Source organism: Burkholderia sp. WSM2230 (assembly GCF_000472445.1).
In the GTDB taxonomy this organism is placed as follows: domain Bacteria; phylum Pseudomonadota; class Gammaproteobacteria; order Burkholderiales; family Burkholderiaceae; genus Paraburkholderia.
Map to the genome: position 1 here is coordinate 1006100 of NZ_AXAJ01000001.1, position 25687 is coordinate 1031786.

A 25687-nucleotide genomic window follows, 5' to 3' on the forward strand; every position below is an offset into this window, starting at 1 on the left:
GCAATGGCGAACTCAGCTGGAGCGGGCGCATGCGATTAGCCGCCACACGCCTGAAGCTGTTGCCGCGCTCGTTGCGCTGGCAATTCACGCTGGCCACGGTCGTGCTCACGCTGCTGATCGCGACGAGCGGCCTGACTGCCGTCTATACATTGCGCGTGGCGACGAACGAGACGCGCCTCTTCGCCACCGGCGAGCTGACCCGCATGCAGGCCGCCGACACGCTCGTGCAGCACACATTGATGATCGAGCGCGAAGCATCGCGGCTTGCGAGCGCCGGCTCGCTCGATGCGATGCGCGCGAGCTATGCGGACATCCTCAAGCAGCTGGAAAACTTCGACCGGCTTTCCGACCGGCTCGCCGCTGCCAATGACGACGTCAGCGTGCTCGACCTCCATCAGGCGAGCCAGTTGTTCCGCAACACGGTGAATATCGTCGCGCAATTGCGCGAGAGCGATCTGCGTGCGGCTGCCGGGCAGGCGTCGAACCGGTCGCGCGAGAGCAGCGCAAGCGGCGCAAGCGTGCGCGCCGTTCCTCAACCCCTCGCGCCGCGCGATACTTTCAGCGACGGCCTGCGCCAGCAGGCGAGCGCGATGGTCGCCTCGGCCCAGCTTCAATCGGATCGATGCACGCAGGAGTTTCAGCAGGCCGTGCAACAGCTCGCCGGCGCGTCCGCGCGAAACGAGCGCTGGATTGCGGGCCTCGTTGCAGTGAGCCTGCTGTTCGCGTGGCTCGTCGCGCATGCGTTTCTCGGCAAGCATGTGCTCGCGCGGCTGGAAGTGGTCAGCAGCAATCTGCGCAACGGCGACGCAGCGCAAGCGCAGCACGCCGCTCGCATCGTGAAGGGTCGCGACGAGATCGGCGAAATGGCACGCGCCGTCGAACAGTTCCAGGAGGACAGGCGCGAACTGGCACGCGCGTATGCAGCGCTGCGCGAAGAAAAAGCGCGTCAGGAGGCGCTGATCAACGAGCTTGCGCAAGCGCACAGTCAGTTGTTGCAGTCGGAGAAGCTGGCCTCGATCGGGCAGCTCGCGGCTGGCGTCGCGCATGAAATCAATAATCCGGTGGGCTTCGTGAATGCCAACCTCGGCACGCTGCAACGCTATGTAGCGGACCTGTTGACGGCGCTCGCCGCTTACGAGCGCACCGAGGCCGAGCTGATAGCGGAATCGCGGGCCGCGCTGGCCGCATTGAAGCGCGAGATCGACATCGACTATCTGCGCACCGATATTCCCACGCTGCTGTCCGAATCCGTGGAAGGCTTGCAAAGAGTGAAACGCATCGTGCAGGGCTTGAAGGACTTCTCGCATGTCGACAAGGCGGAGAAGCAGTGGGCCAATCTCGAGAGCAATCTGGATACGACCATCAGCATCGTCTGGAACGAGTTGAAATACAAGGCAGAGTTAAGGCGCGAATTCGGCGCCATTCCCGAACTCGAATGCATTCCGTCGCAGCTCAACCAGGTGTTCATGAATCTGCTGATGAACGCGGCGCAATCCATTGAAGGACACGGCCGTATCACCGTGCGCACCGGCCACGACGACAACTCCGTGTGGGTCGAGGTGGAGGACAGCGGGCAAGGCATCAAGCCGGAACATCGCGACCGTATCTTCGACCCGTTCTTTACGACCAAACCGGTCGGCACGGGCACCGGGCTGGGCTTGTCGATCTCGTATGGCATCGTCAGGAAGCAGGGCGGGCGAATCGAGGTGCGCTCCGAAGTCGGACAGGGTTCGACCTTTCGCGTGGTGCTGCCGAAAAGCTCCGAAGAGGCGCTCGCCGCAAGCGGCGCATAGCAATCAGATGGAGGCGATCAATGCCTCGGCTGGCGCAAGACGGTTTGTGCCTTCCACGAGCCGCTGACCATCGCGTCCCGCAAGCGTCGATAACAGCACGATGCCCGCGTGCGCCTGCACCTGCGCATCCGCCGCACCCATGTTCAGCGCGATGAAGAAGCGTTGCTTGCGAAAGTGCCGCTCATAAGTCAGCACGTCGCCATAGGCCGCGACGTTTTCAATCGAGCCCTGCACAAGCGCCGCATTGGTGCGCCGCAGTTTCAGCAACCGGCGATACAGCGACAACATGCTCGACGCGTCGCCCTCCTGGCTCTGCACGCTGGTGGGAGTCGAGACCGGTAACCATGACTTGCCGGTTGTAAAACCGGCATTGGGCAGCGATGCGTCCCATTGCATCGGCGTGCGCTCGGGATCGCGTCCCTGGCCGATGCCGGGCTGGCGCAGTTCGGCCGGATCCTGGACCTGATCCGGCGGAATCACGGCATCTGTCATACCGATTTCATCGCCGTAATACAGCGTCGGCGTGCCGCGCAGCGTCAGCAGCAGCACGGCGGCCACACGTGCCTGCGCATCGCCCACGCGCGATGCGACGCGCGGATTGTCATGATTGCCGAGCACCCAGTTGGGCCACGCGTGTTCAGGTAGCGCGCTGTCGTAATCGCGGATCATGCGGGCGATGTCGCCGGCATGCCATGTCGCGTTGAGCAACTGGAAATTGAACGGCATGTCCGCGCCGTCGCCGTTAGCGCCGTAATAGCGGACCAGTTGCGGGACCGGCAGATAGATCTCGCCGATCAGCACGCGCTCGCCGTATGCGTCGAGCGTGGCGCGCATCGAGCGCACGATCTCGTGTACCTCGGGCTGGTCTTCGGTATAGGTCTGCAGTTGCCGGTGATGGTCCGGCTCGCCCGGCTCGTACGCGGGGTTGGGCGGGTTGTCGCGGAACTGCGCGTCCTTGATCAGCAGCCACAGTACGTCGACGCGAAAGCCATCCACCCCGCGGTCAAGCCAGAACCGCAGCACGTCGTCCATGGCGCGGCGCACGTGCGGATTGCGCCAGTTCAGATCCGGCTGTTCGCGCAGAAACGCGTGGTAGTAGTACTGGCGGGTCCGCGCGTCCCATTCCCACGCGGAGCCGCCCATGCGGCTCAGCCAGTTGTTGGGCGGGCCGCCGTCGGGCGCCGCATCGCGCCACAAATACCAGTCCCGCTTCGGATTGTCGCGCGACGAGCGGCTTTCCTCGAACCACGGATGCCGGTCGGACGAGTGGTTCGGCACGAAATCGAGCAGCACCTTGAGCCCCAGGTCGTGGGCCCGGTCCACTAATTGCTTGAAGTCGGCAAGCGTGCCGAACATCGGGTCGATGTTGCAGTAGTCCGCGACGTCGTAGCCGAAGTCGGCCATGGGCGACGGGTAGATGGGGGAAACCCAGACTGCATCGACGCCCAGCTCGGCGAGATACGAAAGACGCGAGCTGATGCCCGCGAGATCGCCGATGCCGTCGCCGTCGCTGTCCTGAAACGAGCGCGGATAGATCTGGTAGATCACGCCGCGTTGCCACCATGCCAGTTCCGACATTGCAAGTCCTCTCAACGATCGATTGTCAAGGCGCGAGGCGCGGATCGCATGCTCAATGACCTCTGGTACAAGAACGCCATTGTCTACTGCCTCTCGGTAGGCACGTTCATGGACGCGAATGGCGACGGCGTGGGCGACTTCAAGGGCCTTTTGCGCCGCCTCGACTACCTGCAAGGGCTCGGCGTGACGACGATCTGGCTGATGCCGTTCCAGCCTTCGCCGGGCCGCGACAACGGCTACGACATTTGCGACTACTACAACGTCGATCCCAGATACGGCACGCTCGGAGACTTCTCCGAATTCACGCATGCGTGCCGCGAGCGCGGGCTGCGTGTGATGATCGATCTCGTGGTCAATCACACGTCCGATCAGCACCCCTGGTTCAGGGAAGCACGCAGCGATCCCGGCTCGCAGTATCGCGACTGGTATGTGTGGTCCGACAAACAGCCGCAAAATGCAAAAGACGGCGTGGTATTTCCCGGCGTGCAGAAGTCCACATGGAGTTTCGACAAGCAGGCAAAGCGCTGGTATTTCCATCGCTTCTACGACTTCCAGCCGGATCTGAACACCGCGAACCCGTACGTGCAAGCCGAATTGCTGAAGATCATGGGCTTCTGGATCCAGCTCGGCGTGTCGGGATTCCGCATGGACGCGGTGCCCTTTGTGATCGCGACGAAAGGCCCCAAGGTGCGCAAGCCCGTCGAGCAATACGACATGTTGCGCGCATTTCGCGAGTTTCTGCAATGGCGTCAGGGCGACGCGATCATCCTTGCCGAGGCCAACGTGCTGCCCAATACGGACCTCGAATATTTCGGCGACGAAGGCGAGCGTCTGCAGATGATGTTCAACTTCCAGCTCAACCAGAACACGTTCTACACGCTTGCGACCGGCGATACGGCGCCCTTGAAAAAAGCACTGACGGCGACGAGGCCGCGTCCGCCGACCGCGCAATGGGGCGTGTTCCTGCGCAATCACGACGAGCTCGACCTTGGCCGTCTGACACCAGAACAGCGCGCGGCTGTGTTCGCCGCGTTCGCGCCCGATTCCGACATGCAGCTCTACGAGCGCGGCATCCGCCGACGCCTGGCGCCGATGCTCGCGGGCGACAGGCGCCGGCTCGAGCTTGCCTACAGCCTGATGCTCACCTTGCCCGGCACGCCGGTGTTCCGTTACGGCGACGAAATCGGCATGGGCGACGACCTGAGCCTGCCCGAGCGCGAATGCGCGCGCACGCCGATGCAATGGTCGGCCGAACCGCACGGCGGCTTCACCAGGCACGCGAAGCCGTCGTGCCGCGTGATAACGGGCGGGGCTTACGGGTTCGAGCGCATCAATGTGGCAAGCCAGCGGCGCGATCCGAATTCCATGCTGAACTGGATGGAGCGCATGATCCGCATGCGCCGTGAAGTGCCGGAGATCAGTTGGGGCGACTTCGAGGTGCTGCGTGCGTCGCGCGGCGATGTGCTCGCGCTTCGTTACGACTGGCGCAACAACTCGGTGCTGTGCCTGCATAACTTCGGCGCCGCGGCCTGCACGGTGAGATTCCGCTCGGGCTGCACGGAGCCGGGCCAGACGCGGCTCATCAACCTGCTCTCGGACGATCACAGCGAGGAGAACGACGACGGCCGCCATGCGGTCGTGCTCGAGCCGTATGGGTACCGGTGGTATCGGGTCGGCGGGCTCGACTATCTGCTGCGGCGCAGCGAAATCTAGACACGTTCATGGAGTCGGCAACCTGCGAGGCTATGCAATGAACAAGCTTTACGCCGCATCCGGCAAGGCGCGCCTGGGTGCCGTGGCCACGCTGCTCGCGCTGAGTCTGACGGCCTGCGCGTCGACGGCAGAGGATATCGGCGACACCGGTCTGGGCCCGCACCCGGAACTGCCGGCGCCGCAAACCTCGCTGCTGCCGACGATCAACATCGCGCCTGTGCAAACGCGCGCGAGCCAGAGCACGCCGAGCGCTCCGGAAGGTTTTACGGTGACAGCCTTCGCGAGCGGACTCGAGCATCCGCGCTGGCTCTATGCGTTGCCGAACGGCGATCTGCTGGTCGCCGAAAGCAATGCGCCGGCCCAGCATGACGAGCACCAGAGCATTCTCGGCTGGGTGCGCAAGCAGGTAATGAAACTGGTGATGAAACGCGCGGGCGCGGGCGTGCAAAGTCCCGACAGGATCGTGCTGTTGCGCGGCGCGGGCGGCACCGCGCAAAGCCGCAGCGTGTTGATCGCGGGGCTTCACTCGCCGTTCGGCATGGCGCTCGTCGGCGACTCGCTTTATGTCGCGGATACCGACGCGTTGCTGCGCTTTCCGTATCGCGCGGGCGACACGCAGATCACGGCGGCCGGCGAGAAGCTCGCCGATCTGCCCGCGGGGCCGATCAATCATCACTGGACCAAGAATGTGGTGGCGAGCCGCGACGGGCAGCGTCTCTATGTGACGGTCGGCTCGAACAGCAACGTCGCGGAAAACGGCATCGAGCAGGAAGAGGGCCGCGCGCTCATTCTCGAATACACGCTCGCGACGGGACGCTCGCGCGTGTTCGCCTCGGGCCTGCGCAATCCGAACGGAATGGACTGGCAGCCCGACAGCGGCGCATTGTGGGCCGCCGTCAACGAGCGCGACGAACTGGGCGACAACCTCGTGCCCGACTACATGACCGCGGTGAAAGACGGCGGCTTCTACGGTTTTCCTTATAGCTACTACGGGCAACATGTCGATACGCGCGTGAAGGCGCAGCGGCCGGACAAGGTGGCGAGCGCGCTCACGCCGGACTATGCGCTCGGCAATCACACGGCGTCGCTCGGATTCGCGTTCTACACCGGCAGGAGCTTCCCGCGGCATTACTGGGGCGGCGCGTTTGTCGGGCAGCACGGATCGTGGAATCGCAAGGAGCCTAGCGGCTACAAGGTCATTTTCGTGCCGTTCGAGAACGGGCGGCCCGCGGGCATGCCGGAGACCTTTCTGAGCGGTTTCCTGAGTCCGGACGGGCACGCGTGGGGCCGCCCCGTCGGCGTCGTGGTCGACAGAACCGGCGCACTGTACGTTGCCGACGACGTGGGCAACGCCGTATGGAAAGTCGTCTACAGCGGTAACTGACGGTGCGCTGTATTCGCCCTCGCAACGGCGTGAAGCCGCGCCGCCGCGAGCGCCAGGAATTGCCCGGTAAAATACCTGCCACCAACGACGGCGCGGAAGGCTCGATCCCCGCCTGCTTACTTTGAATCTCGAGGCGTTCATGTCCATGGAAACAGACACCGTCACCGACGAACGGGTGGCTCAAATAGCGGACCGCATGGCCGGCGAAGGCAAGAAGGTGTCCGCGCTGGCGATCTGGGGAGAAGTCCGCAGCGGTTCGATTGTCGCCGTGTCCGCGGCCTTGGAGCGTTGGCGGCAGGCGCGGCAGCCCGCGTCGGCAGAGGCGCCCGCGCCGGTCATGACCAGCTTGCCGGACGACGTCGCGCAAACCATGCTGAGCGCCGCCGGCAATCTGTGGGCGAGCGCGCGCGAGGAAGCCGAGCGCGTCGTCAATCAGCGGCTTGCGCTTGCAGGCGGCCACGCCGATGCGATTGCCGCCGAGCGCGACGAGGCGCTTGCCGAATATCAGAACACGCTCGCCGAAGCCGAGTTGGCGCGCGAGCGTGTCGCGACGCTCACGAACGCGCTGAGCATTTCCGAAGACGCAGTGAATCGCCTCGCGACGGAACTGCCGGCGTTACGGGACCGTGCGAAGGCCGCCGAGGACCGCGTCGCCGAACTAGAAGACCGCGCTGCGGCAGCCGAGTCGCGCGTTGCGCAAACCGAGGAGCGCGAAGCCGCGAGCGAGGCGCGCATAGCCGAGGCTGAGGAGCGGGCCAGGGCTGCGGAAGCACGCCTTGTGGAGTTCGAGCAACGGGCCACGGCTGCGGAATCACGGGTTGCGGAATTTGAGCAACGTGCGTTGGCTGCCGAAGCCCGGCTGCAAGCCGCTGAGACGTCCTTGACCGAAGAACGTCAGGCTCGCGAAGGGTTGAGTACCGCGGCGATCGCCAAAGACGAAGAAATCGCGCGCCTCATCCACGAACGCGATGTCGCACACGAAAATGCAGCCGCGCTGGGCGAGGCCGGCGAAGCGCATGCGAAGGAAGTGCAGCGCTGGGCGGAGGAATCAAGCGCGGCGTCGTCGCGTGCAGAGGACGCTGCACTGCAGGCCAGCGAAAGCCTCGCGCAGCTCGCCGCGTTGCAGACCGAACTGGATCAGACCCGCGCCCAACTATCGGCCGAGCGCGACGCACAGGCTGCTCGCGGCGACGAAGCCGCGGCCCAGCGCGCCGAACTCGAGCGCGTGCGGCAGGAGCTCGCCGCCGCCCGCGAACAGCTTACGTCGATGAGCGAAGCCAACGCGGCCGCGACCGCAGAGACGACCCGCCTCGCGCAGGACGTATCGGCGGCCGCAAGCCGTGCGGAGACGGCCGAACAACGCGTGACGGAACTCGAGCGTCAGCTTGCCGAGCTCGAAAGCACGCATGCGCAGCGGCTCGCGCAGGTTCAGCAAGAGAACGCGGCGACGGACACGGCGTCTCCCGAACACGAGTCGAAGGAAGCCGCGATGGCCGAGGAACTCGCGTCGCTACGCCGTCAGATGACCAGTCAGGCGAAGGCGCACGAAAAGGCCTACGGCGAACTGCGCACGCTGGCCGAGCAGTGGATCGCACACGCGAAGGAACTGAAGCAGCGGCTCGGCGCGACGAATCAGAAAGTGACGTTCCTCGACGCCCGCAGCGCGGCAGAGGTCGCGCTTCTGCGCAGGCTGTCGTCGGAACTCGAGCGGTTGAAGCCCGACCACGATCTCGTCTCGCGCGACGCGCAGCAAAAGCTCATCAGCGCGACGCTCGCGGAACGGCTCGAGCAGAAGGGCTATCGGTACGATCCGGCGACTGCGGTGATGTCGAAGATCGAGGCCTGAGCGGCTTGCGGGCGAGCCGCAAGCCGGCCTCCGCTTACAACGGCTTCGGCGGCGAGCCGGCATCGTCGACACTATGACTACCCGCGCCTGGCGCAGAGGCCGTGTCGCGCAATTGCGTCTCTTTGGGATCTTTCGGTACGACCTTGTCGGCATCGGTTTCGTCGATGGCGTCCAGCTGATTGCCGCCCGGCGTGCGCGGCGTGCCCGGCGCGGGCGACGGGACCGGCTGCGGCTGAGCCGGCCCCGGCCCCGACAAGCCTTCGCGCGAAGGTGTGGACGGTGAGGGCGGCGCGGCGGGCTCCCCGTTCGAAGTGGAAGAAGCGTCTTGCTGCTCGGTCATGAGTCGTCTCCTGGCTGAGGTCGGTAGCGAACGACATCTGCGTGCAATGTTTCAGGCACACGCAGCGCACCAGCATGCGCAGCACGCGCCGTTCCATCGGCCCCGGGCACTCCGTTTGGACATCGCTCAATAGCACGCGAATCCGCAAAGCGAACGGGCAAATCGGCGCTTCAGCGCAGCACGCGCGCAACCAGCGGTAGATGATCCGACGCGATGCGCGCGGGCTCGCTTCTATCCACCTGAATATCGACAAGACGCGCGGCCGGATGCACCCACACGCGGTCGAGCGCAAAGGCCGGAAACCGCGACGGAAACGTGCGCGGCGCCGCCACCCGCCCGAAACGCGTGAGCAGTGCCCGCAGCGGCCATCCCCAGACGAACCATTCGTTCAGATCGCCGAGCAGGATCACCGGAAGATCGGGCGTATCGAACGCTTCGAGCAGCAGCCGCACCTGGGCGCGGCGTTCGCGCGCCGACAGCCCGAGGTGCGTCGCGACGATCCGCATCAGCCCGTTGCCGGTGTCGATATCGACGTCGAGCGCGCCGCGCGCCTCTCTGCTGCCGAACGACAGGTCCAGCGTGCGCACCGCGCGCACCGGCAGATTGGTCAGAACCGCATTGCCGAAGCGCCGGTCGGGGCCGTCGAGCGTCGGGCCGGGCACCGCGTGCATGCCGGTCAGATCCTGCAGCTCGCGCAGTATGTCGATGCTCGCGGCGCCGCCGAGCGGCACTTCCTGCAACGCCACCACGTCCGCGTTCAATGCCGTGATCACCTCCGCGATGCGCGCCCCCGAGCGCTTGCCATCCGTGCCTACCGCGCCATGAATGTTGTACGTGACGATGCGCAGCGGCTCGCCCGCATGGCTCGCGTGCGCCGGCCGCGTGCGCACGCGCGGCGCGGGTTGCGCTTCTTCGAGGGCGACGGTTTCGTTCGCGCGCCCGCTCATTGCCGCCTCGTCAGCATGCGCCGCAACACCAGCGACATCGACACCAGCGCCACGCCGATGGCGGCGACGAGCAGCAGCGAGAGCGGCGTCGGATGCCGGACCGCCGTCACCAGTTGGCGCGCGAACGAGGTCGCGAGCACGACGCCTGGCGCCATGCCGATCGCCGTGCCCGCCATGAAGTCCCAGAAGCGGATATGCGAGGCGCCCGCCGCGAGATTGACAATCGAAAACGGCGCGACCGGCACGAGCCGCAACAGGATGACTGCGACCAGCCCCTTGCTGCGCAGTCGTTCGCTGAGCTGATTCAGGCGCGCGCCGGCCAGCTCGCGCACGGCGTCGCGGCCGAGCCAGGCGCCCGCGGCCCAGCCCGCTGCCGCGGCGATCAGCGTGCCGGCGAGCGCATACGCGGCGCCGGCTATCGCGCCGAACACGAGACCCGTCACGGCGATCAGCAAGGTCACCGGCACCGAGAGCAGCGCGGCCAGCGCGTACATCGCCACCACGGCGATCGGGCCGAAATGCGTGGCGGCGAGCCGTTGCGTATCGGCGGTCAGCTTCGCAAAGCTCAGCTCATGGCCGAACGGCGTGAAGCGCCATGCAATGGTCAGCGCGACGACGCCGAGCGCGAGTGCGCCGAGCACCAGCAGTTTGGCGATCACCGGACGATGCGTGGGCTCGGGCAGAAACTGCGCGAGCAATTCGTTGGCGGCAATCGGCGCTTCGGGATCGAGCACGTGAACCCGGTCGGCAATGTCGCGCAGTTCGGGCGGCACCTCAGGCGTCAACCGTTGCAGCGTGCGCACCGCATCGCGCTGGAGGCTCGCTATCGCTGCATTGAGCCGGCCATGTTGCGCGAGCGCCTGTTCGACATCGGCTTCGCTCGCATCCAGGTGTTCGGCGAGCAGACGGTTGCGAATGCGCGCAATCGCCGCCTGGCGCTCGGGATTGTCCCGCGCGTCGATCACGATGCAGCACTCGGAGTCGAGCACCATCGAGCGATTGTTCAGATTGGCGCTGCCGATCACGAGCAAACGCTCGTCGACGATCATGATCTTGCTGTGCACGTTGATGAACTGGCCGTTCGGCGCATCCACGGCAGGGGCGTACATCGCGTAGCGGCCGTTGCTGTCGGCCGCTTCCAGCAGCTTGTGCAGACGGGCGCGCAGCACGCCCATCGTCGCCTCCTGAAGCCAGCCGCTCTGGCGATAAGGACACACCACGGCGAGATCGGGCCCGTCCGGTTCCGCGATGCGTTTTTGCAGCGCCGAGCCGACCGAATTCGCCGTGAAGTACTGGTTCTCAATATAGATGTTGCGGCGCGCGGCGGCCACGGCGGCCAGATGCAACGCCTTCACCTGCTGGATGGCCGGCCTGCCGTCGTAGGCGGGCTCGGTGAGCGAAATGCCGAGATCGACATCGACGAAATCCGGCTCTATACCGGCCGGCCACAAATCCGTGCGCGACGGCGGCTTGCCGTTGAACGGCCGGCCGGCCTTGCCGCTGCGGCGCGAGCGGCGCCAGCGCTCGCGCGCCAGATGCGCGATGGCGGCGGCCGCCGGGCCGTCGAACATCAGCTGCGCGTCGTGCATGGGCTCGTAGCTCGTCTTGCCGAGGTTCTTGCGCAGCGGATCGCCGGGCCGATGCTCGGGCGTGTCCCAGCGCGAGCCGGTGAGGTCGATGCCGCCGGTGAACGCCAGGCTGTCGTCGATCACGACGATTTTCTGATGATGCGACGCGCCGAGCGGATGCCGCCCGTCGAGCCGGAACGACAGCCGCCGGTGCGCATGCCATGCTGGTTTGTAGGAGGGCAGCCATTCGCGCTCGAACGCATACAGCATCGCGAAATCCCAGCCGAGCAGGTAAATGCGCAAGTGCGGATTTTCGTCGAGCACCGCGCAGAGGAACTCGGAGAGTTTCGCGGGAAAGCCGTCGTCGGCGCCGCCCGGAACCAGTTCGATACGGCTGTCGATATCCCAGCCAAGGATGAAGATCGAATGCCGCGCGCGCGGAATCATCCTGCGCAGTACCGCGTAGTACGAAGCGGCGTCGATCAGTACGCTGGCGCGGTGCGCCTTCAGAATCCATTCGCAGGTGGAGCTCGTGTCCATCACCTCGCCGTTATGAACGACGGGCGGCGCGTCGGCGGTGTCGCGCGACGGCGGATCGAGCAGTTCGGGCTGCATGGGGTCGGGTTCACTCATGGCAATTGGGCGACGGTTACCCGGGAACTCGTACGCAAATGCCATTCCACCGGCCGGTGGCGCGGCGCGCTGGCCCGCGCGTGAGGGCGGTCGTCGCATCGCCAGGCTGCGCGCGACGTGTATTTGCTCTACGCCCGTTGAAATTTTTCGCAGACATAAAGGCTTCTCTCGTCTGACCAGGCCTGCGGAAACCATCGCGGCACAGGTTATGCGAAACCTTTCGGATGAAGCTCTTTTCCACTGGCAAGGAGACGAACATGGCCCAGCATCCCGCTCGCTCGCAGAACCACCGCCATCCCGACGAACCGCGTCCGGACGAAATCACACGTGCGCTGGAGGGCGCCCAATTTCCGACCACGCGCGACAAGCTGGTCGAACTCGCGCAACGCAACGGCGCGGACGGCGAAGTGCTCGCCGTGCTCAAAAGAATGGGCGACCGCAGTTTCGACAGCGTGTCCGCTGTCATTCGCGAGGCGTCGAACGTGGAATAAGAAGACAAGGGCGTCGCCGCGACCGTATCAGTTTTCCCTACCGGAATTCAGCCTTTCCGGACGCCATTCGCGCTATGCCGCAGGGCGTCCGCGTCCGTCAACAAGGCAGGAGACTGGCCGCGATCAGGGGCACAACATGCTTGGCATCGCGCTCGGCGGCGCCATCTGCGCGGGGGACGAGCGGCGGCTACGGCCTGCTCGGCTACGGCCAGCTCACCTGCACGCGCGACGCGACCGGCAACTCGTGTCCGCGCCCTGGCGTGTCGGTCCCGCCACGCAGAACTGGATTGGACGCTTCCAGTATTCGGGAGACCAGTACTTCCATGGATCGATCGACGAGTTCCGCATCTATCGCGGCGCGATGTCGGCCGATCAGATCACGGCGCTTGTAGCAGCCTTGTAGCGTCATACCGTGAGAGGACCGGACGGCGAAACGCGCAGCCCGGTCCCTTCACGAGCTTGACAAATCACCGGCATTGAGAACGAGCGCCAGCGTGCCGACCAGAATGAAACTGATGGCCCACACCGTGTCCAGATTGAACCAGCTGCGCAACACGAACCTGAGCCCCAGATAACGGTAGACGAGCCACGCGATGAACCCGCCCGCGAGCATCATCGTGGCCGCATGCACGCCGGAGACGACGAGCGCCATGCCGAGTCGCGACTGCATCAGCGCCCGCGCGGCTTCGTGCGCGCGGTCAAGTTCGTCGGCACGGCAAAGGCCGAGGTATATCGGCACCAGCATCAGTCCCGCGCCATGCGCTAGCGCAATCGCAAACGACCAGAGCGCGAGCCGCGACGGCGCGATGCGCGCGAGCACACGCGGATGACGCCGCCGCACCAGCAAAACAACGCCGAAGCCGATCACTAGCGCGCTGGCGCCCGCCTGGATTTCGCGTTGCCACGCGAGCAGCATGCCGAGCATCGCGAAGGGCAGCATCATCAGAAGGATCGCCAGCAGATGTCCGGCGCCGAGCCAGCAGAGGGCGCTCAACAGGCCGGACGCCTTCCTTTGCATCAGCGCGTTCGATACGGCGAGCGGCCAGCCCATCGCCGGATTGACGCCGTGATAACAACCGCTTGCGACGACCGCAAGCCAGAGGCCGGTTTGCGACCAGCTTGCGCTCAAACGCCCACCGACGGGTAGCAGAACGAATCGGTCGAGCAGTCGCCGCCTTCCAGGCGAATCTGGTGCGCGCGATAGCCGTCGGGAAACTTCACCCAGAAATCGTCCGCGAGCGTGAGGCCGCCTGCCGGGTCCGCGTGCGCCATGACCTGCGCGGCGGGCACGCCGTTCGGATAGAACTGGTTGTCCCAGGTCGAGTAAAGCGAGTTGGTCCAGTAGACGCGCTTGCCGTCGCGGCTGATCTCGACCATCTGCGGGCCGCCCGCGAACGCCTCGCCGTTCGGATGCGGCGTGCGCCGCACGATGCCGCCGAGATGCACCGAACCCACGAGCTTCGGCTTGCGCGGTTCGCTCACGTCGTATTGGCGCATTTCGCCGGTGCCCCAGCAGGCGACGTAGAGAAATTTGTCGTCGATGGAAAGATCGATGTCCGTGACGAGCGGCGGCACCGCGCCGAAGCCCTGCAGCAGCGGCGGCAGCGATGCGGGGTCGGCGGGCTCCGGCGCGATGGTCGCGGTCTTCTCGATGTGAAACTGTCCGCCTTCGCGCCACCAGGTCCAGATCGAGCCTTCCAGGTTGGTTGTGTCCACCACCACGCCGATAAAGCCGTACTCGCGGCTCGGATCGTGCGCGGGCCGCACCTCGAGCGCCATCTGATGATTCGCGCCGAGATCTATCGTCTGCACGTTGCGCCGGGCGCGCAGGTCCCAGAAGTGCACGGCGTGCCCGTATCTGTTCGCGAGCAGGTCCTCGGCAACGATGCCGTTTTCGAATTGCGGCGGCAGCGCCCATTCGCTCGACACCATGTAGTCGCGCGGCAGGTTCCACCAGAAGTCATAGTGCTTCTGTTGCGGACCACGGTCGATCTCCCAGCGGCCAAGCACCTCGAATGTTTCGCAGTCCATGATGAAGATGCCCGGAGGCCCCCCGGTGCCGTCCGGCCCCGCGCCGCCGAGCGTGCTGACGTAAATGCCTTCGGGTCCGCAATGGACGGTATGCGGACGCGAGTAGCCCGTTTTGCGGAAAATTTCCTCGGGCTCGATGATCTTGTGAATCTTCGCCTCGGTCGGATGCGGCTTCGTATCGACGATATAGATGCGCGACGAGCGCATGCCCGGAATGATCAGATAGCGCCGCTCCAGAAAGGCGTGGCCCGTGAGCGGCGAGAGCGCCGACGAACACGCATTCCAGCCGAAATGATGGAATTCGTCGCCCTTGTTCGGCACCGGCACGGTGTGAACCACCTGGCTATACGTCGGCGAGCCGGGCTTCACGTCGATGACAGCGAGCGCGTCCGGCTGCGAGAAATCGGGGCTCAGCAGCAGCGTGTACGCGTATTCTTCCGCGGGCGCATCCATGGCGAGGCGCGGCGACGCGTGAAAGGTGGGATCGGGGCGCATACCCATGACGGTTTCTCCTCTGGCGGACTCGGGGCGCGGCCTCGGCGGGCTCAGCCGCGCTGAACGCGCCGGATGCGCCCCGGCTTTAGATGTAGTCCACGGCCTTCAGGAGAGCAACCCGAAGTTTCGCGGAGCTTTTCATTGAAGCACTTGCCGCACGGTTCTTGCGGCGCGCTTTTAAGCGGCGGCCGGATGGCTTGCGGGGCTGGCGCACGGTCTGCACGGTCCGCAGGGTCCGCAGTGTCCGGACATCAGGCGAGATTCGGCGGCCCGGCCCGCAGCACGTCGACGTGTTTGGGAATCAGGCCCAGGTCGAGAAACGCATCCGCTATCTGCTGCTGCTCGCCGAGAATCGCGCGCGTGATGCGCTCAGTGCCGAACTGCTGACGCGCCACGACGGCATCCACGACCGGCTTTGGCAAGCCCCAGAGCTGCGCCAGTTCGCTCGACAACTGATCCTTGTTGCGGCTGCCCCACTGGTCGACCTTTTCGATTTCCTCGATCACGATCCGGATCACGTCGGGATTTTTCGCCGCATAGCTTTGCGACGAAAAGTAGTAGCCGCGATTGCCGACGACGCCGCTCGCATCCGCGAGCACGCGCGCACCGAGCGACTTCTGCGCCGCCGCAAAGAACGGGTCCCAGATCACCCATGCATCGATGGATGCGCGCTCGAACGCCGCGCGCGCGTCGGCGGGCGCAAGGAAAGCCACGTTCACGTCCGCGTATTGCAGGCCATGCTGACGCAGCAGCTTGACCAGAAAGTAGTGGACGTTGCTGCCCCGGTTGAGGGCGATCTTCTTGCCCTTCAGGTCCGCCACAGTGCGGATCGGCGAGCCCGGCGGCACGAGTACCGCTTCGGATTGCGGACGCGGAACCGTGGCCGCCACATAGGCGAGCGGCGCGCCAGCGGCCTGCGCGAAAATGGGCGGCGCTTCGCCCACATCGCCGAAATCGATCGAGCCGACGTTCAGCGCCTCGAGTTGCACCGGGCCGGCGGCAAACTCCGTCCAGCTCACCGATACGTTGAGCGGCGCAAGCCGCTTTTCGAGCGTGCCGCGCCCCTTCAGCAAATTCAGGTAGCCCTTCTGATTGCCGATCCGCAGAGAGCGCGGCCCGCTTTGCGACGGCGCCTGCGCGAACGCAAGCGGCGCGACGAACGGCGCAGAGGCGACCGTTGCCACGGCCGCGGCGGCGCCCACGGAAAGTTTGATGAATGAGCGGCGATGGTTCGGCGTTTTTATCGTGGACATGGCAGGCGGAAAGGTTAGAAGTGCATACGCCGAGCCATCCTACCTGCGGCCGCGAGCCCGACGAACCGATCTTTCGCCGTAAGCAAATCACCGCAGATGGAATAGGCGCGCTTCGCACGGCCGCGCCGCGGTTCGCGCGCATAGCGTGTCGCGCGCAAGCCTCGGGGCATGATGAGAGCCCGATTCGCAACGCGCGTTCTTATGGCAATGTCCATTCTTTCCACTTTGCGCCCGAGTCGTCGGGTCGACACGCGCGCCACACATGAGCGTTGCGCGTCGCGCGTGCATGCATATGCCACGGGGATCGCAATGGCTTGCGCGGCGAGCGTCGCCGTGCCCGCGCATGCCAACTGTTTCGACGATGCCGCCGCCTATCAGCACGTCAATCCGCTGATACTGCGCGCGATTGCGTGGCAGGAGTCACGCAACCAGCCCGGCGCGACGCATGCGAACGCGAACGGCTCGACCGATTACGGCGTCATGCAGATCAACTCGATTCATCTTGGCGCGCTGTCGCGCTACGGCATTACGCGCGACGAACTGATGGCGCCGTGCAAGAACATCTACATCGCCGCGTGGCAATTGCGGCGGATGATCGTGAAGTACGGCAACACGTGGGCCGCGGTGGGCGCCTACCATTCGGCGACGCCCGCATTGCGCGACCGCTACGCGCGGCAGATCGCGGCAATCCTGCGTTCGTGGAACGTGCTGCCTGAGCGGCGCGGCAGCGCTGGCGGAATCGAGCGCGTGTCCGCGTCAAGGGATGCACAACGCTGAGCGCAGCATGCGGGCGGCGTCGCGATGTGCAAGCGATGCCTCGGGAATCATGCCGCCCATTGAGAAAAAGCCGTGAATCATGCCCGCATAATAGACAACGCTGGCCTCGTTGCCGTAGCGCCTGAGCTTTTCCACGTAGCGCGCGTGCTCGTCCTGCAGCGGGTCGTATTCCGCCGAGACGATCCATGCGGGCGCGAGCCCGCTCCAGTCGCGCGGCGCATCGCGGTCGCCGTCGAGCGGCGCGAAGCGCCAGTCGCGGCGGTCGTCGGCGTCGGCGAGGTAATGGCGCTGAATCCAGCGGATGATATCGAGCGACAGAAAATAGCCGTCGCCATAGCGGCGATGCGCTTCCGTATCCATTCCCGCCGACAGCGCCGGATAAACCAGCAGTTGCAGCGCGAGGCGAATGCCTCTGTCGCGCGCGTTGACAGCGCAGACTGCTGCGAGCGTGGCTCCCGAACTTTCGCCGCCGACGGCGAGCCGCGTGCCGTCGACGGCGAGCGAAGCCGCGTTGCGATGCAGCCAGTGGAGCGCGTCGAGCGCATCGTCGACGGCATGGGGGAAGCGATATTCGGGTGCCAGCCGATAGCCGACCGAGACCACCGCGCAGCCAGCTTCGTCGGCGAGCGTGCGGCATAGCGCGTCGGCGGTTGCAACGCTGCCCACCACATAGCCGCCCGAATGAAAGAACAGCAACGCCGGTTGTGGATCGGCCCAGCACGGCGGCGCGGGATAGTAGATGCGCGCGTCCAGCTGGGCGTGGTCGCGCGTTTCGATGCTGATGTCCTCGACGGCCGCGAGCGCACGCGGCGGCACGTCGCCGAGCGGCGTGTAGTAATCGAAACGCTGCCGCGCGTTGCGCAGGTCGACGGCATCGAGGGTCTGCGCGCCGGCGCTCGCGCGTCGCACGAGAAACTGTTGCACGCTGGGAGCAAGCGACATGGCTTCGTCCGATACGAGTTGACCTGATCGAGCGTAAAAATCCGTCCATGCAGGAAGCTTGCAGGCGCGAAACGGTTTGCGGTGCGGCGAAGTGGGGTGTTGGAGGTGATGCTAGTGCTGACACGCAGATGCGTGGGCCAGCATGCTCAATCAGAAGCCTGGTTGCCACGCGGTTCGGCGTCGGGCGGCCACGCGCGCGGGCGCCGGGCGCCGGAGCCGCTCTAGTCGCCGACGGTCGGCCATCCAGCAGGCGGCGACGCCGGTCGAGGCGGGGCCGGCGGGCGCGCTGTGGGCGGCGCGCCGTTTTCAGCGGGCCGCTGCTCCCAGCCGGTGCGGCCCGCAGGCGGCGGAGCCGCAGCCGGGTACGCTCGCGGTTGTGGTTGTGGTTGTGGCGGAAACGACGGCCCCCATCCGGACTGTGAAGCAGGGTCGGGCTGTTGCCAGGAGCCAGGCTGCGCCCCGGCCGAAGGCCAGGCTTGCGCTGCCGCGTTTTGTTGCCAACCTGTGGCTTGCCAGGGAGTTGGCCCCGCATAGGGTGGGGGCGGAAACGGCGCCTGACCTGGCGCGCCGGCATAAGGCGCCTGTGGACCACCTTGCCACGGCTGCGCATACGAGCCCGGCTGCTGTCCATATTGGCCCCAACGCCCGGCGAACTGGCCCGCGCCACGGCTCGCGCGAAACAGCAGCATGCCGACCAGACCCATTTCCGCGATCGAGCTCAGGCCGAACAGCGCAGTCATCGCACCGGGGGACATGCCGCCGCCCATCATGCCGAGCGACAAGACCGACGGTATCGTCATCAGGCCCGCCACCAGCGCCCATCGCTTTGCACCTGGATTACTTTGCCACAGGCTTTGCGCACGCCCCTGATAGTTTGGCGCTTGCGGTGGAGGCGGTGGATAAGGGGGCTGCGGAGGATGCGGCTGGCCGGCCGCGCTGGAACTGTGTGCGCCGGACCCGTCGGGAAATGGCCCGCGAGTTGGGCGGGGACCGCCAGCGCTGCCGGCATCACCATCCCCGCCCACACCCCATTGCACCCTGTGCGCGCCACCCGCGGTCCTACCGCTGCCCGCGCGCCGCAGGTCATCAATAGGCGAGTTCGAGCCCGGCTGAACCCGAGCGTCGCGAGGACGCTTCGCGCGAGGCGACGAGTCGCCATCGTAAGGGGGTTGCGGACCATATTGCCCATACTCGATGCGCGGATCGGGCGATTGCGCACTACCGCCAACCGGAGTCGACATGATTCCTCCTGTGCCGCCGAACGGCTCAATCAGTCGATTGTCGTCTCGTCGCACGGACCTGCGCGCGTTGATGCGAACCTCGCACCGCCCGCACGAAGCGCGCAACCTTACTCACCGATCCAACGTCTCAAGCACAGCGAACGGCACACCTTCGGTCACGATCTCGCGGTCGCCGACCGCGCCGGTGCGTGTCGTCAGTTGCAGCACCACGTTCGGGCCGAAGCTACGCGCGCTCGCATTGCGCTCTTTCACCTTCAGCTCGGTGGCCATCCACGAAGCGGGGTGGTCGAGAATGCTCGCGTTAGTCTCGGCGATACGCGCCTGAAGCCACGGGTCGCCGTCTGCTTGCACGAGCGCCGCGTGATTGGCGTCGAGCCGCAACGCGGCATGCCGGCGCAGCCGGTAGCGCTGCACATAAGTCAGATTGGGACGCTGGTTTCTGCGCACGTTCGCCAGATGCTCGTCGATGCGCTCGCCGGCCTGCGCCTCGGGCGAAGGCGCATGAGGCGCATGAGGCGCATAAGGTGCATGAAGTGCATCCGGCGCACCAGGCGCCCGCCGCCTCCCGCCCAGCGCCTCATTGCGTTCGCGTCGCGCGATGGCCTCGGCGGCGAACAGCGCGATCAGTTCGCCGCGCGCTTCGTCGACGGCGCGCGTGTAGGTGCGCGCGTCCTGATACTCGATGTCGAGAATGGAGCCGCGATGATTGAGCCGCCCATCGTCGCGCACCAGCAGCAGCTTCGCGGAGCGGTTGCGTTCGCGCAGCGCCATGGTCGCGGCCGGGGCGTCGATTGAAAAAAGCCCCACGGTGTGCCGGCCTTCGGCATCGAGTGGATGAGAAAAGCCCGGCGCGATGCCGCCGCGCAACTGCCACTGACTGCCTATGCCGACGCGGTGCTCTTCGACCTGCACACGACCGCTGTGCTCCAGCACCTGCGCGCTCTGCCGCGAGCGCTGCCAGCCGCCGCCCGCCGACGGCCCGGTGCGCGCCGACAACGGACGCGTGCGCTCGCCGCTGTGTGGATCGACGAGCGTTTCGCCGCCAAAACTCGCGACCTTGACGGTGGCGTTTGCGTCGAGCGTAACGCCGCGTCGCCGCACGAGCGTGTGCGCGTCCGTCCAGCTGACCGACACGTCCGGGTCGTCCCAGTAGCGCGACGCCAGGCGGTTCCAGACACCCTCGGGTCCGTCGTCGTGCGAGCCGCCCGATTCGTCGAACAGATGCTCGACGATGCCGGCCAGCTTCGCGCGCAGCGTCGCGTCGTCGTAGCCGCTGCCGTCCGGCAATAGCCGGCGCGCCACGCGCAGCGTCACGCCGCGCGGCTCGCTCAGTTCACGCGCATGCAGCGTGGCGTTCGCGACGAGACCCGCGCGCAGCGTCGTCAATGCGGTCGTCACGTCATAGCCGACGAGGAGCCCCGCGCCGACGTGTCGCATGCTCGACTTCGCGGTGCCGATGAAAATCGCCGCGCCATGCGTCGAGCGGCTGATGTCGACCACCGCCTCGCGCGTGCGCGACGCGCGCAAATCGAGGCGCGGCGAGACCGGCATGCCGTGGCCGCGCAGCACGGTTTCCACGGTCATGTTCAGCCCGCGCGTGCTGACGCCTTGGCGCCCGCCGTCCGTGAGCCGCAGACGCTGCCCCGATTGCAGGTTCGCGGCTACGTCGAGCAGCGTCTCTCGCACGTCGTCGACATTGTTTGCGGCGCGTGCGTCCGGCTCGTGCTGAGTGGCCGTGTGCAGTTCATTCACCGTGTGCCAGAACGGCGCATGCTCAGGCAGGCCCGCGACCTTGCCCCACACCGCAAGCCGCTCGACGGTGAACGGCCGTTTGACGATCGAGCGGAACGGTTTGGTCCGCGCGAGCTGCTGCGGCGTCATGGCGAGCCAGCTAGCAGTGGCCTCGCGGGCCCTCGCGCGCACGCGCCGCGCCACCGCGAAGTGTGCCGCCGATGCCGCGGCGTCCGCGCCGGCGGGCAGGGGCTGCAGCGCCTCTTCGCACATCGAGTGAGCGCGCTGCACAATCGCGCGCAGGGCGTCGTCGTCGAGACGGCCGGGCGGAAAACCGCCGCGTTCGAGCCACACGCAAAGCGCCGCCAGTTCCACGAGCGATGCTTCGGGTCGCGCATGCGCGAGCGCGGCACGCGGATTCATCGCCGGGCTTTGCAGCAACTGCGGCAGCGCCGCTTGCAGGTGCTTGCGCACCTTCGCCTGTTCTGCCGCGATGGTTTGGCGCGGCACGCCTTGCGTGCCCAGACGCAACGCCGAGAGCGGCGAGCCGTGCCGGCCGCGGAACATGCGCGGCAACAAGGTCTTCCAGCGTTTTTCGCCGACGCGTGGAATCGTGTTTCCGACAAAGCGGGCGAGGCGTTGCCTCGTTTGCGAAAGATCGCTATGGCGGCCGTTTGCGCTGAACGACTGGCGCCACGCGAACAGCGCGCCTTGTTGATCGGCTGTCAATGCGTCGCGTCCGTGGGCGAGCAGGGTCGAGGCGGCGTCGAATGCGCGGGCGGCGAGCGTGGTCAGGGCTCCATTAGGCGTGCTGATGCCTGGGGCTGATTTGTTGGCAGTCTCGCTCGTGCGGGCCACAGCGTTCTCGCCGGTTTCGCTTCTGCGGGGCGCCTGCTTCGCGCTCACGCGGGCCGCGAGCGCGCCGGGCGCCGGGTCGCTGGTCGCCGGGTCGCTCATCGCGAGAGGATCGTCGATAGCGATCGGCTCCAGTGCATTGGCGCTCGTGAGGAGCACCTCGATGCCCAGGCGCTGCAACTCATCGCGGTATGGATTGAACGTCGCCGTGCGCAATGCCGCGAGTATCTCGCGGCCCTCGCCGGAGCGCGCGAGCACACGCGCCGCGCGCCATGCCTCGCGTTCGGCGCCGCTGTCCGAGGAACGAAGATGCGGTGCGGCGAAGTCAAGCATGCCAATGCGCTCAATCGTCAGATGCGCCGACCGGCAATCGGTCGCGCCCGCCCGGGCGAGCGCGTCGGCGAGCAGCGCGCCGCGCAGCGCAGCCTGAGTGTCGTCGGAGTCCGTGGCGTCGGCGGCATCATTGCCGCGTGGCGCAACAGCGCGAGCGTGCCCGGCTGTTGCGCATAGCCGGTACAGACGCTCGGCGAGGGCCGTTGCGTCGGCGGTCTGATGGGCTGGTGGGTTCGATTGGTGCTGCGCAATGGCGGTGAAATCAGCACCGTCATTGAACCGCTGCTGCACATAAGCAGCGAGATCGGCACGCGTCATGACAGTGTCGATGCGCAGCGCCTGCGATGCCGCTGCTGCCTGTGCGCCTCTTTCATGTGCGGCCGAAGGGCGTTGCGCGTCGCCGGCAGACTCCACCTCCGCCTCGGCCCCACGCACACTCGACACAGACGCGGCGCGCGCAGCCAGCACTCCGGTATCCGCGAGCGGACCGCTTTCGCGCCGCGCATGTCGTGCGGCATTGACCGGGGGAAAGCGGCGGTCGCCTGGTGCGTGATGCTCGGGTCCGGACGCGCTGCCATGCGTGCTGTGCTGAAACAGGGCCGTGCTCAACTCGACGCGCCGCGCGCCGACGATCCGCGCCGGCCGCGCCAGCGAAGCGCGGACCCACCCAGGCATGCGCCGCTGCGTCGGCTGCACCGGCGCGGTTGCTTCCTCCGGTTGCGCTGCGGCGGGCGCATTCTCGAGCAGGCTGTCAGTGGACGAAACATCGAGCAGACGATAGCGGAACATGTCGACGCGGCAGAAGGAGACCGCGTTGCACTATGTCCTCGCAATGTGACAGCCGGGGTGGTACAGCGCCGCGCGATGCGAAGCGCCGCGCCGAATTACGAAGCGGCGATTCGCGGCTCCTGCGCATGCACGAGCGCATCCGATACAGCGTCGATGTCGCCCGGCTCGAGGTCGGCCTCGAGCGCCGCGTATTCGGCGAGCCAGCGGGTCGCGGGTGTGTCGTCGAGTGCCTGCAATGGACGCGTCATCGCGTAGAGGTAGCTGTCGCCGGCCAGCACGCCGAGATTGGGCCGGCATTCGTAATTGGTCAGCTTCGCTTCGAGCGTGAAGCCGAGCTTTTCCATGCTGCTGTGCGCGTCGCCATCCACCGCGCAATACGCGTAGATGCGCAGAATCGGCGGTTGCGCGAGCATCCATGCGAGCAGCTTGCGCAGCGCATGGAGCCCGGCGCGCCGGCGACGTGCACCGCCGCGCCGGCTGATCATCACGCCGACTTCCACGCGCGGCGGATGCGGCCGCAGTTCGATCATGCCGGTGAGCCGGCCGCTCGCGCGGTCCTCGAGAACCCAGCGGATCAGTTCGCCGCTGCGCCAGCCTTGCGCGGAATCGTCGATGAACGCGAGCGTTTCGTCCAGCGTCGTATGGCGCCGGAAACTGAGGTGGCGCGTCGTCGCGACGTCGCCGAGCATTTCGTCGAATAGCGCTTGGGCGTCGCGCGGCTCTGGCGGCCGCATTAGCAAGTCGGCGGATTCGATCAGGGCTGGAAAGCGGAATGGTGACATCGGCAACCTCCACGCAAGGCGTTTGATGCGATTGTCGATGCCCGGGTGCCGAGCCCGACGCGGCCGTCGCGAAGGCGCACACGCGAATGCGAACGTGTTAGCAAAGGCATGTTCAGGCATGGCATTCATTGCGATTGTCGATACCCGGATGCCGGGCATGTCGCGGTCGTCGCAGATCCGGACACGCGAGCGAAGGCGCTTGAGGAGACCGTGGCAACACGAAGCCGCATAAATTCGCGGACAGCATGCGCCGTCGCGCTTCGCATCGCCTGCTGCATTTTCGCGCTGCGAGAAACGTGTCGCGCCAGCGGACGCTAAGGTGTCCCAATGGCGGCATACGTCGATTTGCCGCGCCGAACCAGGGAGAATGCAACCGTGAACAGCAAGGCCATTGCCGCATTGCCGGCGGCGAGCGTCGGCGGCATTGAAGGCACGCACAACCGGGCGACGCACGAGAAAGCTGCCGGACGCGCCGCGCTCGTGCCGACACGCGTGATGCTTGCGGGGGAACTCGCGCCGCTGCGCGACATCGCGCCGCCACAAGGCCCGGTCAAAATCAGCCTGTCGCGCAAGGACGGCGACAGATTGCCGGTCCTGCGCAAGCCGGGCGTCGTGGTGATCATGCCAGGCGCAGCACACGCGGGTGACGACGTTGCGTCGTCATGGACGCGCACGTTGCCGGTTCGGCCCGTGCAAACGCAGTTCTCCGAGGCGCCGCCGATCGCTGACAGCACATTCGACCGAGCGGCGGCGAGCCAGATGCTTGCCAACCTGGAGGCGCTGGTCGAATTCACCAAGCATGTCGGGCACGTCATTCATGGCGCGACCTGAGTTGGCCGCGGCGCTGCGGCGCTGTAGTCGAGCAAGCCGCATGGCGGGGACTCCATAGTCCACGCCTGCCGCTGAGCGCGCCTTTTCCGCGGGCGCCTCACTTCACGCGCGCAGCCAGGTAAACTCTCCGGCGACAATCCCTTCGAACATCTCATCCGTCGACTCGATGATGCTCTTGCGCCAATAGCGGCCATGCTCGGCGTAATGCGCGAGCAGATCTGCGAGCACGGCACCGTCGACGTCGTGCGTCATCGGCACGCGCAACACCAGCACGATGCCTCCGGTATCCGTATCCAGTCCGAGTTGCGCCTGGTCCTGCGCGTAGATCAGCAGGTTGGCCTCGAGCATCAGCCGGAATACGACGAGCGTGCGGCCCGCCGTCACCGTGCCGTAATGGAAATTGGCGTACAGCGCGTCCAGATCGTTCTCGAAGTGTTCGAGCCGCACATCGAAGCCTTCCACCTCGACGGAGCGCGTGCGCAACACATGCTCGGCATCCGCGAGGCCGACCGTTGCGCACAGGTCCCGCACCAATAATGCATAGCGATCCGAACTATCGTTGATGTCCAAGTAGCACGCCCGCGCAGCTTACAAAAAATCATATCGACGACGCAAGAAGCCGGCACGCGGCGAACCGCGAGCCGGCCGGCAAAACATGACGCAGCCCTGCAACCGGCGGCCTGCAACAGACAGCACGGCGAGTGAGGCGAGACCCTGCAAGCACAGGGACCGCCGGTCCTCGCGAACCGGCACCGCGGGACTGCGAAGTTTGCGCTTTAGTGCGCTTTAGTGCCCAGTGCCGCCCTGGATCGTCTGACCGGCGGTTTTCATGGTGTTGGCCACCGCGCCCGCCAGCGACATCTGCAGCGTGGCCTGCGCCGCGCCGATGGCAGCGGTGCTGCCTTGCGCGGCCATGCCGGTGATCGCACCCATTGCTGGACCGATAGACATAAGACCTCCTCGTTTTCCGGTTAAGAAGAAATGCTGCCCTGTGAATGCTGCCCTGTGCGACAGCCAGCCGCCGCCGCACAGGGCGAGCCTCGTACCCGGCGCTCGCGCCGGTGGCGCGCATCAGGCCGCGCCGCGTTTGTCCGCAAGTTGACCGACGATGCGGCCCGCGGCAAGCAGACCGCGATACAGCTTCGCGAGATCGTTGCGGTCGAGCTCGGTTGCGCCGTGTGCTTCGCCCACGTTTTTCGCAGTCGCTTCGAGCGCCTCGCGTATCGCGGCAAGACGCGGTCCGCCGGCCGGATCGGCGAGCGTCTTCTGCAGATCGTTGAAGTCGGCGGCGCACGCTTCGAGCGGTGCGTAGATGTTCGATGTCTGCGTCATGG

At 66.2% G+C, this 25687-nt stretch carries 22 protein-coding genes; 8 read left to right on the top strand and 14 right to left on the bottom strand.

Annotated features, from left to right (window positions below; translation table 11 throughout):
• Positions 1 to 29 precede the first annotated feature (29 nt).
• Positions 30 to 1793, top strand: coding sequence for an ATP-binding protein (locus A3AC_RS0104595; RefSeq protein ID WP_025597638.1), 1764 nt, complete (start codon positions 30 to 32; stop codon positions 1791 to 1793).
• Between the two features lie 3 nt (positions 1794 to 1796).
• Here the strand turns inward: A3AC_RS0104595 and A3AC_RS0104600 are convergent, their stop codons facing one another.
• Complete coding sequence (locus A3AC_RS0104600) at positions 1797 to 3371, bottom strand: alpha-amylase family glycosyl hydrolase (protein ID WP_025597639.1); 1575 nt, start codon at positions 3369 to 3371, stop codon at positions 1797 to 1799.
• A gap of 48 nt (positions 3372 to 3419) precedes the next feature.
• Between A3AC_RS0104600 and A3AC_RS0104605 the strand changes: the two genes are divergently transcribed.
• The 3 genes from A3AC_RS0104605 to A3AC_RS0104615 all read left to right on the top strand — a co-directional run bounded on the left by A3AC_RS0104605 (position 3420) and on the right by A3AC_RS0104615 (position 8314).
• Entirely contained in the window at positions 3420 to 5084 is a 1665-nt protein-coding gene (locus A3AC_RS0104605; protein WP_025597640.1) for an alpha-amylase family protein, read from the top strand.
• A 37-nt stretch (positions 5085 to 5121) separates the two neighbouring features.
• Entirely contained in the window at positions 5122 to 6468 is a 1347-nt protein-coding gene (locus A3AC_RS0104610; RefSeq protein WP_025597641.1) for a PQQ-dependent sugar dehydrogenase, read from the top strand.
• 139 nt (positions 6469 to 6607) lie between these two features.
• Complete coding sequence (locus A3AC_RS0104615; protein ID WP_025597642.1) at positions 6608 to 8314, top strand: DNA-binding protein; 1707 nt, start codon at positions 6608 to 6610, stop codon at positions 8312 to 8314.
• A 34-nt stretch (positions 8315 to 8348) separates the two neighbouring features.
• Here the strand turns inward: A3AC_RS0104615 and A3AC_RS0104620 are convergent, their stop codons facing one another.
• The 3 genes from A3AC_RS0104620 to A3AC_RS0104630 all read right to left on the bottom strand — a co-directional run bounded on the left by A3AC_RS0104620 (position 8349) and on the right by A3AC_RS0104630 (position 11802).
• Positions 8349 to 8654 carry a hypothetical protein gene (locus A3AC_RS0104620; RefSeq protein ID WP_025597643.1) on the bottom strand — a complete coding sequence of 102 codons (306 nt, stop codon included), beginning with the start codon at positions 8652 to 8654 and terminating at the stop codon, positions 8349 to 8351.
• A gap of 170 nt (positions 8655 to 8824) precedes the next feature.
• The gene (locus A3AC_RS0104625) at positions 8825 to 9601 is read right to left on the bottom strand and encodes an endonuclease/exonuclease/phosphatase family protein (protein WP_025597644.1); all 777 of its coding nucleotides are present in this window, start codon (positions 9599 to 9601) and stop codon (positions 8825 to 8827) included.
• Positions 9598 to 11802 (bottom strand): VTT domain-containing protein, encoded by a 2205-nt coding sequence (locus A3AC_RS0104630; protein ID WP_025597645.1) that lies wholly within the window; start codon positions 11800 to 11802, stop codon positions 9598 to 9600. The genes A3AC_RS0104625 and A3AC_RS0104630 overlap by 4 nt, the downstream gene beginning before the upstream one ends.
• Positions 11803 to 12059: 257 nt before the next feature.
• On the opposite strand from A3AC_RS0104630, the gene A3AC_RS0104635 reads away from it, so the two are divergent.
• The gene (locus tag A3AC_RS0104635) at positions 12060 to 12293 is read left to right on the top strand and encodes a DUF2795 domain-containing protein (RefSeq protein ID WP_025597646.1); all 234 of its coding nucleotides are present in this window, start codon (positions 12060 to 12062) and stop codon (positions 12291 to 12293) included.
• Positions 12294 to 12537: 244 nt separating this feature from the next.
• Positions 12538 to 12696, top strand: coding sequence for a LamG-like jellyroll fold domain-containing protein (locus A3AC_RS31260; RefSeq protein ID WP_442856462.1), 159 nt, complete (start codon positions 12538 to 12540; stop codon positions 12694 to 12696).
• A 48-nt stretch (positions 12697 to 12744) separates the two neighbouring features.
• On the opposite strand, the gene A3AC_RS0104645 is transcribed toward A3AC_RS31260, so the two are convergent.
• The 3 genes from A3AC_RS0104645 to A3AC_RS0104655 form a co-directional block, all read right to left on the bottom strand.
• A complete protein-coding gene (locus A3AC_RS0104645) occupies positions 12745 to 13422 on the bottom strand; it encodes a hypothetical protein (RefSeq protein ID WP_025597648.1) in 678 nt (225 codons plus the stop codon).
• A complete protein-coding gene (locus A3AC_RS0104650) occupies positions 13419 to 14825 on the bottom strand; it encodes a selenium-binding protein SBP56-related protein (RefSeq protein ID WP_025597649.1) in 1407 nt (468 codons plus the stop codon). The genes A3AC_RS0104645 and A3AC_RS0104650 overlap by 4 nt, the downstream gene beginning before the upstream one ends.
• Positions 14826 to 15070: 245 nt before the next feature.
• Entirely contained in the window at positions 15071 to 16072 is a 1002-nt protein-coding gene (locus tag A3AC_RS0104655; protein WP_025597650.1) for a sulfonate ABC transporter substrate-binding protein, read from the bottom strand.
• Positions 16073 to 16381: 309 nt separating this feature from the next.
• On the opposite strand from A3AC_RS0104655, the gene A3AC_RS0104660 reads away from it, so the two are divergent.
• The gene (locus A3AC_RS0104660; RefSeq protein WP_051361587.1) at positions 16382 to 16849 is read left to right on the top strand and encodes a lytic transglycosylase domain-containing protein; all 468 of its coding nucleotides are present in this window, start codon (positions 16382 to 16384) and stop codon (positions 16847 to 16849) included.
• Here A3AC_RS0104660 and A3AC_RS0104665 read toward each other — a convergent pair.
• From A3AC_RS0104665 to A3AC_RS0104675, 4 genes are all read right to left on the bottom strand, one after another.
• Entirely contained in the window at positions 16829 to 17791 is a 963-nt protein-coding gene (locus tag A3AC_RS0104665) for an alpha/beta hydrolase (RefSeq protein ID WP_025597652.1), read from the bottom strand. The two genes, A3AC_RS0104660 and A3AC_RS0104665, sit on opposite strands and share 21 nt — an antisense overlap.
• Before the next feature lie 221 nt (positions 17792 to 18012).
• The gene (locus tag A3AC_RS30885) at positions 18013 to 18591 is read right to left on the bottom strand and encodes a hypothetical protein (RefSeq protein WP_232231884.1); all 579 of its coding nucleotides are present in this window, start codon (positions 18589 to 18591) and stop codon (positions 18013 to 18015) included.
• A gap of 552 nt (positions 18592 to 19143) precedes the next feature.
• Entirely contained in the window at positions 19144 to 22740 is a 3597-nt protein-coding gene (locus A3AC_RS0104670) for a hypothetical protein (protein WP_025597653.1), read from the bottom strand.
• A gap of 95 nt (positions 22741 to 22835) precedes the next feature.
• Entirely contained in the window at positions 22836 to 23522 is a 687-nt protein-coding gene (locus A3AC_RS0104675; protein WP_025597654.1) for a GNAT family N-acetyltransferase, read from the bottom strand.
• Between the two features lie 375 nt (positions 23523 to 23897).
• Between A3AC_RS0104675 and A3AC_RS0104680 the strand changes: the two genes are divergently transcribed.
• On the top strand, positions 23898 to 24353 hold the full coding sequence (locus A3AC_RS0104680; RefSeq protein WP_232231885.1) for a hypothetical protein: 456 nt from the start codon (positions 23898 to 23900) through the stop codon (positions 24351 to 24353).
• A 102-nt stretch (positions 24354 to 24455) separates the two neighbouring features.
• Here A3AC_RS0104680 and A3AC_RS0104685 read toward each other — a convergent pair whose 3' ends face one another.
• The 3 genes from A3AC_RS0104685 to A3AC_RS0104695 form a co-directional block, all read right to left on the bottom strand.
• Positions 24456 to 24923, bottom strand: a complete 468-nt coding sequence (locus A3AC_RS0104685; RefSeq protein WP_025597656.1) for a CesT family type III secretion system chaperone — start codon at positions 24921 to 24923, stop codon at positions 24456 to 24458.
• A gap of 216 nt (positions 24924 to 25139) precedes the next feature.
• Positions 25140 to 25304 (bottom strand): hypothetical protein, encoded by a 165-nt coding sequence (locus tag A3AC_RS30615; protein WP_006047110.1) that lies wholly within the window; start codon positions 25302 to 25304, stop codon positions 25140 to 25142.
• A gap of 120 nt (positions 25305 to 25424) precedes the next feature.
• A complete protein-coding gene (locus tag A3AC_RS0104695) occupies positions 25425 to 25685 on the bottom strand; it encodes a hypothetical protein (protein WP_051361562.1) in 261 nt (86 codons plus the stop codon).
• Between the last annotated feature and the right edge of the window lie 2 nt (positions 25686 to 25687).